We start from the raw sequence: 13652 nt of genomic DNA, 5'->3' as shown, positions 1-13652 counted from the left end.
GCGGGACACCGTCCGCGACAAGCCTCCGGATCAGAGCCCAATCCTCCATCGAGATCACCCATCCAATCTGTCTGGGTGGCCCCGTTTTCGACCGTCGTTCTGGCCCCAGATTGGAGCGTCGTCGTCAACCTTGAACCGAGTCTGGCCGGACGCCGCCCCTAAAGGATTGTCTAGTAGCCGCTAGGCGGACTCCTCACTTTCGGCACTGTCAGCAACCTTCACCTGGTCGCTCCCAAGATTGATTGACTCGACGTTCGTCGTAGCTTGGGACAACCCACGAGCTCGTCGCTCGACTGCCTTCAGGGTCGGGTCGGGTGAGTTCCTGTAATAGATGACGCGAAACGCCCACTCACGAGCCTCATCATCAGACGCCCCCGTTGCTCGTAAAGCGAACCGCAAAGCGAGGTACTGCACTGGGCGTAATGCAACCAGGGCCGAGATCAGAACGACAGGCGCCGCCAACCACACAGGCACCCCCATGAGAACGAGGGCGACAGACGGCATCGGTGCCGCGAGCAGACTGATCTGACTGTGCCACTCGCGAGAAAGCAACACTTGCGAGACGCTCATGGCGACCCCCCAACACTCGGCTCGATGCGCCCATGATCCCGATGCTTGAGTGCGAAAATGGTTAGCCAAGGCGCCCATGAGCGCAGTGTCGTCCTGACAAGCAAGCGGGGTCTATCAATGCCGGAGCAGTACGTTCTTCAGACAGCACTCTTTCGAGAGATTGCGGAGACCGCCCACACGACGCTGGAGCTGATCTCCAAGCCCACGACGTCGCATCTCGAACGACTCCGCACGGTCCGTGACGACCTCGATCGGATCGAAGCCGGGCTTGTGGCGGTCCTCCGTGAGGATGGCACGACGTGGGAGAGCCTCGCTCTCGCTGCTGGCGTCACCCGTCAATCAATGTACGCAAGACTCAAGAATCGAGCCCCACGATGGGTCGACAGCGTTCGACGAGCCTCCGCCGGGGATGACGATGCTGCTCTTCGGCGCTCCCTGCGGCCAGCATGGGAACGCATAACATCCGAGCTCAGCATCCGTGCAAGAGCATTGACCGATCTAGACATCGACGGCCAGACGAACCTTGGAGCCCTCGCACCCGTCCCAGCGTTCAAGTCACGCCCGATTGATGCTCCGCGACGCACCTCTCCCTCGCGAACCCCGCGATGAGGCGGAGTCCCGTCTCCCGCACGCCCTTCTCGGCCGAACTTGGGCGGGCATCGCGCCCGTTGGAGGGACACATTGACATCGCACCGTAGTCGGCACGATTGAGACGGCTGGGGCACGCCTACGAACCAGGCAGCTCCAGCCCTCGAGCCGTGAGCCTCGACTCCTGAAAGGCGGCCATGGCTCGACTCGGAGGTATCCGTGATCTCGGCCGACCGCGTCGAAACCGCACGTCAGAGGGCAGATCTGCGCACCGGATGTCGCTGAGACGTGTCGCACACCAGTCAATCGGGCCATCTCACTCTGGGAAGCCGACAGCCCCTGCCTGCATCGCTGCAGGCAGGGGCTGTCTGGTGGAGCCGCCTGTCGGAATCGAACCGACGACCTATTCATTACGAGTGAATCGCTCTGCCGACTGAGCTAAGGCGGCGCATCACGCGGCGAAGCCGTCGCGACCGCAGCGAGTATAGGGAGACGCCGCGCTCCCCGCGAAAACGGCGCTACCCGCTGGGGTGGACGGGCTCGTGCGCAGGCGGGGCACCGTGGAGGCATGACCACGCAGCAGGCCTCACGCACGACCTCGGACCCTGCGGGACGGTCCACGCCCGGCCGGGGCGTCCAGGCCGCGGGCCTGGCCGCGTTCCTGGTGGCTGTCGCCGTGGCCGCCGGCGTCGGCGGCCTGGCGGCGAGCAGCGCGGCGGCTGATTACGCGGCGCTCGAGCAGCCGTCCTGGGCGCCGCCGTCGTGGCTGTTCGGACCCGTGTGGACCGTCCTCTACGCGCTCATGGCCGTCGCCGGGTGGCTGGTGTGGCGTCGGCACGGCGCCGACCGGTTCCTGGCCGTCTTCGCGCTCCAGCTGGTGCTCAACGCCTGCTGGACGCCACTGTTCTTCGCGGGCGGACTCTACGGCTGGGCCCTGGTCGAGATCGTGGTGCTGCTCGGCACGCTGGCCGTCACGGTGGGGCTGGCCTGGCAGCGTGAGCGCGCTGCCGGCGTCCTGCTGGTGCCGTACCTGGCGTGGGTCGCCTTCGCGACCTGCCTCAATGCTGCCATCTGGTGGCTGAACCGCTGATCGCGGGCGTGGTGGTGCGGCGGTCTCGTGGCTCGTCGCTGGCGCTCCTCGCACCTCGACCACCGGCCCGGGCTGGCGCTCCTCGCACCTCGACCACCGGCCCGGGCTGGCGCTCCTCGCACCTCGACCACCGGCCCGGGCTGGCGCTCCTCGCACCTCGACCACCGGCCCGGGCTGACGCTCCTCGCACCTCGACCACCAGGGAACCCCGACCGCCGGGCGGTCGGCGCCTCAGAAGGTGTGCTCGTCCTCGGGGTCGGCGGCGCCGTCCTCGACGTGCAGCCCGATGCGCTCGGCGCGCTGCGTGGCCGACATCGAGGCCAGCAGCTGGAGCTTCTCGTGGGTGGGGCTACCGACCTCGGCGGCGTAGACCGTGATCGCCTGACCCTCGTCCGCGAGCACCGGCAGCACCTCGTAGTGCAGCGCGAGCTCACCGACGTCGGGGTGCACGAAGTGCTTGAGCCCGGAGCGGTGGATGCGGACGTCGTGGCGGGCCCACTGGGTGGCGAAGGCGTCGCTGCGGGTGCAGAGCTCGCCGATGAGAGCCGAGAGGCTCGGATCGCCCGGGCAGCGCCCGACCTCGGTGCGCAGCATGGACGCGGTCGTCGCGATCGCCTTCTCCCAGTCGACGTAGAAGTGCTGGGACGCCTCGTCCAGGGCGTTGAACCGGGCGAAGCTGGGCGTGCGGCCCGCGGCCAGCTCGCGGGTGAACAGACCGGAATGCATGGCGTCCCCGAGCGCGTTCCAGGCGAGCACCTCCATCCGCCCGTTCGTGACGAAGGCGGGCATGCCGGGCATCTGGTCGAGGACCATCTGCAGCCCGGCGCGCACCGTCCTCCGGGTCGGCCGCCTCGTGGACCGCGCCGGCGAGGTGTTGGCCGAGCGCGCCAGGTCGATCAGGTGCGAGCGCTCCGCGTCGTCCAGCTGGAGCGCCTGCGCGACGGAGTGCAGCACGGAGTCCGAGACGCCGGAGAGGTTCCCCTTCTCCAGCTTCGTGTAGTAGTCGATGCTGACGCCCGCCAGCAGCGCGACCTCCTCCCGGCGCAGGCCGGGCACACGGCGGTTGCCGCCGTAGTGGCTCAGGCCGGCCTGCTCGGGCGTCACCTTCGCGCGGCGGCTGACGAGGAAGTCGCGGACCTCGGACTTGTCGGGCTTCACCCCTCCACGGTAGGCCCGGCCTCCACCCGGTGGCAGGTGCTGCCGGAACCCCGCTCCCCCTCCGGAACGCGACGAGCCCGCCTCGACCGGTGAGGTCGGGCGGGCTCGGGCTGCGTGTCGAGCAGGCTCAGGCGGTGGCCAGGACGTGGCCGGCGCCGGCGACCTGGAGCGAGCCGCACCAGCACTCGAACGTGACCTCGGTGCCGAGGTCGGTGGTGCGGACGCCCGAGAGCATGCTCGGGAAGATCAGCTGGTCCTTGGCGCAGGCGGAGCAGTGGTGGACGAACATGCGGGGTACCTCCCGGGATACGGATCGACGTCGGTGACATCTCCATTGTGAGAGACCGCATGGCACAGGGGTAGCCTTACTTTCCAGCCGCTTCCCAAGGCTTGACCTATGGTTCGAGGAGACCCACGTCACATGCTGTCGCTGCACCAGCTGACCTGCTTCCTGGCGACCTACGAGCACGGGTCGCTGACCGCTGCCGCGCAGGCGCTCGGGTACGCCCAGCCGAGCGTGTCCGAGCAGATCAGGGCGCTGGAGAAGTCCCTCGACGTGCAGCTGTTCCGCCGCGTCGGTCGCGGCGTCGTCCCCACCACCGTCGCCGACACCCTGCGCCCTCACGCCGAGCGCGTGCTGGCGGAGGTGGAGGAGGCCCGGCAGGCCGTGGCGAGCGTGCGCTCCTTCGAGACCGGCACCATCCGGTTCGGCATGTTCGGCATCGCCCGGCTGTACGCGGGCGCCGGACTCATCGCCGACGTGCTGGCCCGGTACCCCGGCGTCAACGTCGAGCTCGTGGGCCAGAACTCCACCGCCGTCGCCGAGGACCTGCGACGTGGCCGGCTCGAGGCCGCCATGCTCGCCGTCTCCTCCGTCAACGCCGACGGGCTGACGGTCACGCCCGTGGCTCGCGAGGAGCTCGTCTACATCAGCGCCGACCCGGCGCACCTGGCCACGCCCGTCACCCCGCACCGGCTCTCGCTCGCCACCCTGGTCATGCCGGAGACCACGTGGGCCGAGGTGGACTCCACCCGCACCACGCTGCGGCAGATGCTCGCCGAGACCGGGCGCAACCCGCGCAGCAAGATCGAGGTCGAGGACATCGAGACCGCCGTCGAGCTCGTCGGCATGGGCCTGGCCGACTCCGTCATCCCGCGTGGCGCCGCCGACCAGCTGCTGCCGCGGCTCGCCCCGAACGCCGGCGTCGTGGCCCTGCGTCCGCGGCAGTTCGACACCTTCGCGGTCGTGCACCGCACCGGCGCCGTGCTCTCCCCCGCGGCCCGGCTGATGATCGAGCTGGCCACCGAGCGGATCAGGTCCGTCGCGGAGCCGATCAACCGGCGGTAGGCGCGCGGCCACGGTCGGCGGTCGGGTGCGGGGATCTCGTGGCTCGTCGCTTGCGCTCCTCGCACCTCGATCACCGGTGGGCTGCCGGCGCTCCTCGCACCTCGATCACCGGTGGGCGCTGGTCAGCAGGTGGTGCCGTCGTCGGGGACGACACCGTCGATCAGGTAGTCCTCGATGGTGGTGTCGATGCAGTCGTTGCCGGAGTTGTAGGCCGTGTGCCCGTCGCCGTCGCGGGTCAGCAGCACGCCGGACTCCAGCTCGTCGGCCAGCGCCTGCGCCCACTCGTACGGCGTCGCCGGGTCGCGGGTGGTGCCGACGACCAGGATCGGTGCCGCACCGGCGCCGTCGATCTCCGGTGCCTCCTCGGACGCCGTCACCTGGACGCCCTGGCAGCCGAGCATGCCCCAGGCGAAGACCTGGCCGAGCGTGGGCGAGGCCTCCAGGAAGTCGCTCATCTCGCCCGGGATCGCCGAGACCGGCTCGCTGGCCGGGTCGTCGAGGCAGTTGATCGCGTAGATCGCCTCGGCGGAGTTGTCGGCGTAGGTGCCGTCGGTGTTGCGGCTGGCGTAGGCGTCCGCGAGCAGCATCAGCGTGGTGCCGTCGCCCTGGAACGCCGACTGCAGGCCCTGCGTGAGCAGGTACCAGTAGTCGCTGACGTAGAGCGGGGTGATGATGCCGTAGAACGCGTTGCCCTCCGTGAGGGTGCGGCCGTCCTGCGTCGGCAGGGGGTTCTGGTCCGTCTCGGCGAGGAAGTCCGCGATCCGCTGGAGACCCTCGTCCACCGTGTCGCCGAGGAAGCACCCGGAGGCGTTCTCGACGCAGTCGGTGACGTAGGCCGTCAGCGCCCGCTCGAAGCCCTCGGCCTGCCCCAGCGACAGCTCGCGGCTGCTCAGCGACACGTCCACGGCCCCGTCGAGGACGAAGCGCCCGACCCGCTCGGGGAAGAGCTCGGCGTAGGTGGCGCCCAGCTTGGTGCCGTAGGAGGCACCCAGGTAGTCCAGCGTGGACTCGCCCAGCGCCGCACGCAGGACGTCCATGTCCCGCGCGGTCTCGACCGTGGTGACGTGGCCGACCAGCGAGTCGGAGTTCTGCACGCACCCGGCGAAGAAGTCCTCCAGCGCGTCCACCGAGGCCTGGGCCTCGGCGTCGGTGTCCGGGTCGGGGTCCATGGCCAGGAAGTCGTCGAGCTCGGAGTCGGAGACGCAGTCGACCGGGTCGGAGCTGCCGGTGCCGCGGGGGTCGAACCCGACGAGGTCGTAGGCGTCCATCAGCTGCGGACGGAAGACGTTGGTGCCGGCGGCCGCGTAGGAGGTGCCCGGCGCTCCCGGACCACCGGGGTTGACCACGAGGCTGCCGATGCGGCTGTCGGCCGGTGCCGGCACCTTGAGCACCGCGACCTCGATGCTGTCCCCGCTCGGGTCCGCGTAGTCGACGGGCACCTCGAGCGTGCCGCAGAGGTTGCCGGAGCCGTCGCCGCAGTCGGCCCAGTCGATGCTCTGGGAGTAGTACGGCGCCAGGCCCTCGCTGGGGGCGTCGGTCGCGCCCTCCTCCGGCTCGGCGGGGCTCGCCGGCGCGGTCACGCCGCCGGCGTCCGTGCCCCTGCTGTCGTCGGAGCCGCCGAGCAGCCCCAGCCCCGCGGCGAGGCCGGCGCCGGCCGCGGCCAGCACCACGGCCGCCGCGATGACGATGGCGAGCACCCGGGTGCCGGTGGACACCCCGCTGCGCCGCGCGGAGGGGTCCGGCTGGGGGGTGTCGTAGGCGCCGCGCAGCTCCGGGGGCAGCTCGGGGCCGCTCAACGCAGCGCCTCCGGCACGCGCAGGGCGACCATCATCGACTCCAGGGCCAGGGCAGGCGGCACGTTGAACTCCATCATCTGCTCGCGGGCAGCGAAGACCCACTCGATCCGCTGCAGGTTCAGCTCGGGGGTGGAGGCGCGGACGACCTCCTCGATCTCGTCGCGGATCTCCTCGTTGACGAGGGCGCCCGGGGCGCCGACGGCCAGCGCGATCGCGTCGCGGTAGACCGAGACCAGGTCCATCAGGGAGCGGTCCACGACGTCGAGGACGCGGCGCCGCGCTCGGCGCTTCTGGTTCTCGGTCATGTCCTTGAGCGCCGAGGCGTACTCGCGGTGCCGGCGTCCCTTGTCCTCGTAGCCGAAGGCCTGGTCGAGGTCCGCCTTCTCGCGGGCGTCCTGCTCGGAGGTGATCGCGTCGGCCTCTTCCTTGGCGACCTCGGCGAGGTTGGCCGCGGCGGTCATGGCCGCGCCGATGCCGGTGAGGCGGCGGGGGTACTTCACCACCTCGCGGCGGCGGTTGCGGGTCGCCTCGTCCAGCGCGAGGGCCTTGGCCCGGCCGATGTGGCCCTGGCTCGCACGGGCCGCGTAGGCGGCGAGGCCGTCGGGGACGCCCGCGGTGCGCACGAGGAACTCGGCGACCTCGGGGGCCGACGGGGTGGCCAGCGTGACCAGGCGGCAGCGCGAGCGGATGGTCGGCAGGACGTCCTCGACCGTGGGGGCGCACAGCAGCCAGACCGTGCGCGGGCCGGGCTCCTCCACGGCCTTGAGCACCGCGTTGCCCGAGGACTCGTTGAACCGGTCGGCGTCCTCCACGACGATGACCTGCCAGCGGCCGGTGACCGGGCTCATCGCCGCCTTGCGCACCATGTCGCGGGCGTCGCGGACGAGGAACTGCACCGAGTCGGTGCGCACGCGCGTCACGTCGGGGTGCGAGCCGGCCAGCACGGTGCGGCACGCCTGGCACTGCCCGCAGCCGGCCTCCCGGCCGGGGCCGCGCTCGCACTGCAGAGCGGCGGCGAAGGCCATGGCGGCGTTCGACCGGCCCGAGCCGGGTGGGCCCGTGAACAGGAAGGCGTGGGTCATGCCCTTGCCGGACGCGGCGGCGGCGAGCGTGCCGGTGACGCGGTGCTGGCCCACGAGGTCGGCCCAGACGCCGTGCCGCGCGGGGGCGGGGGTGGTGGTCACTCCGCGGCCACCGCCTGCGGCAGCAGCGGCGCGACGCGGGCCCGCACGGCGGCCGCGATCTCCTCGCGCGGGGCGCGGGCGTCGACGACCAGGTAGTGCTCCGGGTCCGCGGCGGCCATGGCCCGGAAGGCCGCGGCGACCCGGGTGTGGAACTCCAGCGACTCCCCCTCGATCCGGTCCCGGGTCTCGAAGCGAGCCAGGCCCGCGTCCGGCTCGAGGTCGAGGACGACGGTGAGGTGGGGCCGCAGGTCGCCCGTGGCCCAGCGGGCGACGTGCTCGACCTCGTCGGTGGCCAGGGTGCGGCCGGCGCCCTGGTAGGCCAGCGTGGAGTCGACGTAGCGGTCGGTGACCACCACGGCGCCCCGGGCCAGTGCCGGGAGGACCAGGTGGTCGACGTGCTCGGCCTTGTCCGCGGCGTAGATCAGCATCTCGGTGCGGGGCGAGAGGTCACCGGTCTCGGGCGAGAGGACGATGCGGCGCAGCTCCACGCCGACGTCCGTGCCCCCCGGCTCGCGGGTGAGGACGACCTCGTGACCGGCCTCGAGGAGCCAGGACTCCAACAGTGCCGACTGCGTGCTCTTGCCCGCGCCGTCGCCGCCCTCGAAGCAGACGAAGACGCCGGTGTCGGTGTAGCGGCCGGGCCAGGTCACGGCGTCGAAGGTACGGGGCGACACCGACACCGCGGTAACCAGGTGTCCGTCACCTGGCCGACCGGTCGCTCGCCGCCCCGCCCCGGGCGCCTCAGGCGGCCAGCTTCTCGGTGAGCGAGGTGAGCTGGTCGAGCATGGCCTCGAGCTCGCCGGTGCGGCGCTCCAGCGGGGCGAACCCGGACTCGTCGAAGTCGCTGAACAGGCCCAGCGCGACGAAACCGCGCACGTCGTACATCTGGAAGTTCACCATGATCTGGCGCCACTGCTCGGTGGCCCGCACGCCCCCGTCTGCCCCGTAGGAGACGAACGCGACGGTCTTGCCGACCCACTCCGGGCCCAGGCTGTCGACGGCGTTCTTGAAGGCGCCGGGCACGCCGTGGTTGTACTCGGGGGTGACGAACACGTAGGCGTCGCACTCGTCGATCGCGTCCGACCACGCCTGGGTGCCGGCGTCCTCGTAGGCCTTGCCCGCCAGCATCGGCAGGGTCTCGGCGTCCAGGATCGGCACACCGAACTCGGCCAGGTCGACGATGGAGACCTCGACCCCGTCACGCTGCTTGGCCGCGTCCGCGACCCAGGCGGCCACGGACTCACCGCGACGCCCCTTGCGCACCGATCCGACGACGACACCGATCCTCATGCTGCTGCTCCTCGTTGCTCCGGGTGTGGTTCTCGTTTCAACCATTCCCCGGAGCGGGGTGTTCCAGACACGGACGACGGCACCAGACTGAGGCCGTGGACGACTGTTGGAACTGCGAGAACGAGGCCCGCGTCGACGACCTGCCCGTCCGCGAGCGGGTGCTGCTCACCGAGCACTGGCGCGTCGCGCACGCCTTCGACACGGCCGTGCCCGGCTGGCTGGTGATGGTGCCGCGCCGCCACGTCCTGGCCCTCGACGAGCTCCCCGAGGCCGCGCTCGCCGAGATGGGCGTGCTCCAGGGGCGCCTCACCGCCGCGCTGCGGCTGGTGGTCGGGGCGCGGAAGACCTACGTCATGCAGTTCTCCGAGGCGCCCGGGTTCGCCCACCTGCACGTGCACCTCGTGCCGCGGATGCCCGACCCGCCGGACGAGCGCAAGGGCCCCGCGGTCCTCGGCTGGCTGGGGGTGGGCGAGGACCTCGCCGTGCCGGCCGACGTCCGCGACGCGCTCGCCGAGCGGCTGGCCGCGGCCCTCGACGACGCCGAGGGGAACCTCTCCGGCGTCGTCGGCGTCCCAGAGCCGTGAGCCATTCGCCGCGCACCCGCGTCCTGCCCCTGCTCCTGCTCGCCGGGCTGCTCGGTGCCTCCTTCGTCCCGCCGGCCGGCGGCGCCGCGTCGGCGTCGTGCGCCGGGCCCTCGCTGGACCGGGTGCGCGTGGTCGCCGGCGACCCCGGCACCGTGACCGGCCAGGCGTTCGTGGACGGCTGCGACGACGGCGGTGGCGGGGACGCCTTCGGCTGCACGAGCGAGGAGCCGGAGCCGGTCGTCCCGCTCGTCGCCGTCGACCTCGTGCTGGTGCAGGACGGGTCGCGCTACCCCCTGGGGACGGCCGACGCGGACGCGTCGGGTGCCGTCACCTGGGACGTCACCTGGCCCAACGGCGTCACCCCGGGGCGGGCGCGCCTCGTGGCGGACGACAGTACGTCCGTCGACGTGCGGGTCGTGGGCTGAGCCGGATCGGCCGGCGGCCGGCGGCACCGCCCCTCAGCCGCCCGTCGTCCGCGCGCCGAGGCTCAGAGCAGCGCGCGCACCTTCTCGGGCAGCTGCTCGAGCCGCCGCAGCCGCGTCTCCTCCTTCTTCGCGTCACCGGCCCACCGGACCAGCTCCTTGCGCCGCGACGGCGCGAGGCCGTCGAACGCCTCGCGCAGACCGGCCTCGGCGAGCACGGCGGCGACCTCGTCCGGCACCTCGACGGTGCGCGGGGCGGACTCGGTGACCAGGACGACGTCCACCTCGTCACCGGCCTCGACGCCCGCCGCCGTCCGCACCGCCTTGTTGAGCCCCACGAGGTTCTCCCCGCCCATGCGCGCGACGCGGCCGGGGAAGGTGTGGCCGGCGACCGTGGCGGTGACCGGGAAGGCCTTCTTGCCCTCGCCCAGCGTCGCGACCTGCTCGTCGGTGAGGACGACGGCCGCGGCCGGGCCGCGCTTCTCGAGGGTCACCCGCAGGTGCAGCTCGCTCACGGGCAGAAGCGTAGGGGCTCCGGACGCACAGGTCGCCCGCAGCCACGAGGGCGACGGGCGACCGGTGTCGACTGCGGTCAGCTCTTCTTGGCCGCGGCCTTGGTGGTCTTCTTCGCGCTGGACTTGGCAGTGGTCTTCTTCGCGGCCGTCTTCTTGGCCGCCGTCTTCTTCGCGGCCGTCTTCTTGGCGGGGGCGGCCTTCTTGGCCGCGCCCTTCTTGGCGCCCTTCTTGGCCGGGCCACGCTCACGTCGCTCGGCCAGCAGCTCGGCGGCGCGGGCGATGGTGATGGCCTCGACCGAGTCGTCCTTGCGCAGGGTGGCGTTGTACTCGCCGTCGGTGACGTACTCGCCGAACCGGCCCGCCTTCACGACCACCGGGTTGCCGGAGACCGGGTCGGGGCCGAGCTCCTTCAGCGGCGGTGCCGCGGCGGCGCGTCCACGCTGCTTGGGCTGGGCGTAGATCTTCTCGGCCTCCTCGAGGGTCACCGTGAAGAGCTGGTCCTCGCTGGCCAGCGAGCGGGAGTCCGCGCCCTTCTTCAGGTACGGCCCGTAGCGGCCGTTCTGCGCGGTGATCTCCTCGCCGTCGGCGCCGGCGCCGACCACGCGGGGCAGGCTCAGCAGCTTCAGCGCCTGCTCGAGGGTGATCGAGTCCAGCGTCATCGACTTGAACAGCGAGCCGGTGCGCGGCTTGGCCGACTTGGGGGCGTCCTCCGGCAGCAGCTCGGTGACGTACGGACCGAAGCGGCCGTTCTTGGCGACGATCTTGAGGCCGGTGTCCGGGTGGTTGCCGAGCTCGATCTCCTCGCCGGCCGGGTTGGCGAAGAGCTCGGTGGCCTTCTCCAGGGTCAGCTCGTCGGGCGGCAGGTCGTCGGGCACGTTGGCGCGCTTGCCCGTGGGGTTGCCCTCGTCGTCCGGGCCCTCCAGGTAGGGGCCGTAGCGCCCCACCCGCAGGTGGATGCCCGAGTCCGGGCCACCGACCGGGAACGTGGCGAGCTCGCGGGCGTCGATGTCGCCCAGCTCGTCCACGAGCTTCTTCAGGCCCTCGTTGGCGTTGGTGCCGAAGTAGAACTCGGCCAGCTCCTCGGCGCGGGCCTTGCGACCGGCGGCGATCTCGTCGAGCACGTCCTCCATCTGGGCCGTGAACTCGTAGTCGATCTGGCGGGGGAAGTGCTCCTCCAGCAGCCGCGTCACCGAGAACGCCAGCCACGCCGGCACCAGGGCGGTGCCCTTGCGGTAGACGTAGCCGCGGTCGGTAATGGTCTTGATGATCGAGGCGTAGGTGGACGGGCGGCCGATCTCCCGCTCCTCCAGCTCCTTGACGAGCGTCGCCTCGGTGAACCGAGCCGGCGGCTTCGTCTCGTGCCCGTCGGCGGACAGGCTCGCCGCGGTCAGCGCGTCGCCCTCGGACAGGCGCGGCAGCCGGGTCTCGGCGTCGTCGGAGGCGCCGCCGTGGTCGGTGCCCTCGACGTAGGCCTTGAGGAAGCCGTGGAAGGTGATGGTGCGGCCGGACGAGGTGAAGACGACGTCCTCGCCGGTGGCCGCGGCGCCGCCGAGCCGGACGGTGACGGTGTTGCCCACCGCGTCCTTCATCTGCGAGGCGACCGTGCGCTGCCAGATCAGCTCGTAGAGCCGGTACTGGTCACCGGTGAGGCCGGTGGCGCCGGGTCGGCGGAAGGTGTCGCCCGCGGGCCGGATCGCCTCGTGGGCCTCCTGCGCGTTCTTCACCTTGCCGGCGTAGGTGCGCGGCGCGTCGGGCACGTACTCGGCGCCGTAGAGCTCCGCGATCTGCGAGCGGGCCGCGTTGATCGCGTCGCCCGACAGCGTCGAGGAGTCCGTACGCATGTAGGTGATGAAGCCGTTCTCGTACAGCCGCTGCGCCACCGACATCGTGGTGGAGGCGCTCATGCCGAGCTTGCGGCTCGCCTCCTGCTGGAGCGTGGTGGTGCGGAACGGCGCGTACGGGGAGCGCTTGTACGGCTTGGACTCCACCGAGCGCACCGAGAACGTGGCGTCCGAGAGCCCCGAGACCAGGGCCTCGGCCCGGGCGCGGTCGAGGTGGACGACGTTCGCGTTCTTCTTGAGGACGCCGTCCTGGCCGAAGTCGGTGCCGCGGGCGACGCGGACGTCGTCGACGGTGTGCAGCCGTGCCGGGAACATCCGCGGGTCGTGGTCGGCGCCGGCGTCGAAGGTGCCCTCGAGGTCCCAGTAGGTGGCCTTGCGGAAGGCGATCCGCTCGCGCTCGCGGTCGACGACCAGGCGGGTGGCCACCGACTGCACCCGACCTGCGGACAGGCCGGACATGACCTTCTTCCACAGCACGGGCGAGACCTCGTAGCCGTAGAGCCGGTCGAGGATGCGGCGGGTCTCCTGGGCCTCGACGAGGTCCATCGCCAGCTCGCGGGGGTTCGCGGCGGCGTCGAGGATCGCCTGCTTGGTGATCTCGTGGAAGACCATCCGCTTCACGGGGATGTTCTTCGGCTTCAGCTCGTCCAGCAGGTGCCACGCGATGGCCTCGCCCTCGCGGTCCTCATCGGTGGCGAGGAAGAGCTCGTCGGCGTCCTTGAGCAGGCTCTTGAGGTGCGTCATGTGGGACTTCTTGTCCCGCGGCACCACGTAGTAGGGCTCGAAGCCGTGGTCGACGTCCACGGCCAGGCGGCCCCAGGGCTGCTCCTTGATCTTGGCCGGGGTGTCCGCCGCCGACTGCGGCAGGTCCCGCACGTGGCCGCGCGAGGACTCCACGACGTAGCCCTGGCCGAGGTAGTCCCCGATCTTCTGGGCCTTCGTGGGCGACTCGACGATGACCAGCTTGTGTGCCACGGACCTGCTTCCTTCGAGGGGTGGGGAGGCGCGGACGACGGCAGGGGGCCGGGTCCTCAGGGCGCGCTCCGGCGGGGTCACCGTAGCGCGTGCCACGGACAACACCAGGTGTGACCGGGTTGCGGGAACGTTGCGGCGCGTCCCCGCACGCTCCGCCGGGGCCCGTCCGCGTGACCGTCGCCACGCCCCGTCCGACCACCTCCGGCCGGGCCCGCCGAGACCGCTCCGCGTGCCCCAGGTTGGGTAAGTCGATCGTCTCGTGCTGCGTCCGGGGACGCCCTCACGGACAGT

The 13652-nt window shown here is 71.6% G+C and carries 12 protein-coding genes and 1 tRNA gene; 4 read left to right on the top strand and 9 right to left on the bottom strand.

Annotated elements, in window-relative coordinates:
* Positions 1 to 1530: 1530 nt before the first annotated feature.
* Positions 1531 to 1606: transfer RNA gene (locus tag M8316_RS19070), tRNA-Thr, on the bottom strand.
* A gap of 120 nt (positions 1607 to 1726) precedes the next feature.
* Between M8316_RS19070 and M8316_RS19065 the strand changes: the two genes are divergently transcribed.
* Positions 1727 to 2248, top strand: coding sequence for a TspO/MBR family protein (locus tag M8316_RS19065; RefSeq protein WP_250057302.1), 522 nt, complete (start codon positions 1727 to 1729; stop codon positions 2246 to 2248).
* Between the two features lie 231 nt (positions 2249 to 2479).
* Here M8316_RS19065 and M8316_RS19060 read toward each other — a convergent pair whose 3' ends face one another.
* Positions 2480 to 3406 (bottom strand): helix-turn-helix transcriptional regulator, encoded by a 927-nt coding sequence (locus M8316_RS19060; RefSeq protein ID WP_250057292.1) that lies wholly within the window; start codon positions 3404 to 3406, stop codon positions 2480 to 2482.
* A gap of 127 nt (positions 3407 to 3533) precedes the next feature.
* Complete coding sequence (locus tag M8316_RS19055; RefSeq protein WP_250057290.1) at positions 3534 to 3695, bottom strand: hypothetical protein; 162 nt, start codon at positions 3693 to 3695, stop codon at positions 3534 to 3536.
* Positions 3696 to 3827: 132 nt separating this feature from the next.
* Here M8316_RS19055 and M8316_RS19050 point away from each other — a divergent pair, with 132 nt between their 5' ends.
* Positions 3828 to 4754, top strand: a complete 927-nt coding sequence (locus tag M8316_RS19050; protein ID WP_250057288.1) for a LysR family transcriptional regulator — start codon at positions 3828 to 3830, stop codon at positions 4752 to 4754.
* Between the two features lie 122 nt (positions 4755 to 4876).
* Here M8316_RS19050 and M8316_RS19045 read toward each other — a convergent pair whose 3' ends face one another.
* From M8316_RS19045 to M8316_RS19030, 4 genes are all read right to left on the bottom strand, one after another.
* Positions 4877 to 6550: an alpha/beta hydrolase gene (locus M8316_RS19045; protein WP_250057286.1), complete on the bottom strand. Its 1674-nt coding sequence runs from the start codon at positions 6548 to 6550 to the stop codon at positions 4877 to 4879.
* Entirely contained in the window at positions 6547 to 7734 is a 1188-nt protein-coding gene (locus tag M8316_RS19040) for a DNA polymerase III subunit delta' (protein WP_250057284.1), read from the bottom strand. Before M8316_RS19040 ends, M8316_RS19045 begins: the two co-directional genes overlap by 4 nt.
* Positions 7731 to 8384 (bottom strand): dTMP kinase, encoded by a 654-nt coding sequence (gene tmk, locus M8316_RS19035; protein ID WP_250057282.1) that lies wholly within the window; start codon positions 8382 to 8384, stop codon positions 7731 to 7733. The genes M8316_RS19040 and tmk overlap by 4 nt, the downstream gene beginning before the upstream one ends.
* A 91-nt stretch (positions 8385 to 8475) precedes the next feature.
* Positions 8476 to 9024, bottom strand: a complete 549-nt coding sequence (locus tag M8316_RS19030) for an NADPH-dependent FMN reductase (RefSeq protein WP_250057280.1) — start codon at positions 9022 to 9024, stop codon at positions 8476 to 8478.
* Between the two features lie 95 nt (positions 9025 to 9119).
* Here M8316_RS19030 and M8316_RS19025 point away from each other — a divergent pair, with 95 nt between their 5' ends.
* The gene (locus tag M8316_RS19025; protein ID WP_250057279.1) at positions 9120 to 9608 is read left to right on the top strand and encodes an HIT family protein; all 489 of its coding nucleotides are present in this window, start codon (positions 9120 to 9122) and stop codon (positions 9606 to 9608) included.
* Complete coding sequence (locus tag M8316_RS19020; RefSeq protein ID WP_250057277.1) at positions 9605 to 10033, top strand: hypothetical protein; 429 nt, start codon at positions 9605 to 9607, stop codon at positions 10031 to 10033. Before M8316_RS19025 ends, M8316_RS19020 begins: the two co-directional genes overlap by 4 nt.
* 62 nt (positions 10034 to 10095) lie before the next feature.
* On the opposite strand, the gene M8316_RS19015 is transcribed toward M8316_RS19020, so the two are convergent.
* A complete protein-coding gene (locus tag M8316_RS19015) occupies positions 10096 to 10545 on the bottom strand; it encodes a DUF1905 domain-containing protein (RefSeq protein ID WP_250057275.1) in 450 nt (149 codons plus the stop codon).
* Between the two features lie 77 nt (positions 10546 to 10622).
* A complete protein-coding gene (gene topA, locus M8316_RS19010; protein WP_250057274.1) occupies positions 10623 to 13361 on the bottom strand; it encodes a type I DNA topoisomerase in 2739 nt (912 codons plus the stop codon).
* Positions 13362 to 13652 lie beyond the last annotated feature (291 nt).

Source organism: Nocardioides bruguierae (assembly GCF_023554635.1).
GTDB lineage: Bacteria > Actinomycetota > Actinomycetes > Propionibacteriales > Nocardioidaceae > Nocardioides > Nocardioides bruguierae.
This window is presented reverse-complemented; position numbering and strand designations above follow the sequence as displayed.

Excerpts from the sequence above, each read along its gene's own strand:
- M8316_RS19065 (WP_250057302.1), top strand. The coding sequence starts at position 1,727 with ATGACCACGCAGCAGGCCTCACGCACGACCTCGGACCCTGCGGGACGG.
- M8316_RS19055 (WP_250057290.1), bottom strand. The coding sequence starts at position 3,695 with ATGTTCGTCCACCACTGCTCCGCCTGCGCCAAGGACCAGCTGATCTTC.
- M8316_RS19050 (WP_250057288.1), top strand. The coding sequence starts at position 3,828 with ATGCTGTCGCTGCACCAGCTGACCTGCTTCCTGGCGACCTACGAGCAC.
- M8316_RS19030 (WP_250057280.1), bottom strand. The coding sequence starts at position 9,024 with ATGAGGATCGGTGTCGTCGTCGGATCGGTGCGCAAGGGGCGTCGCGGT.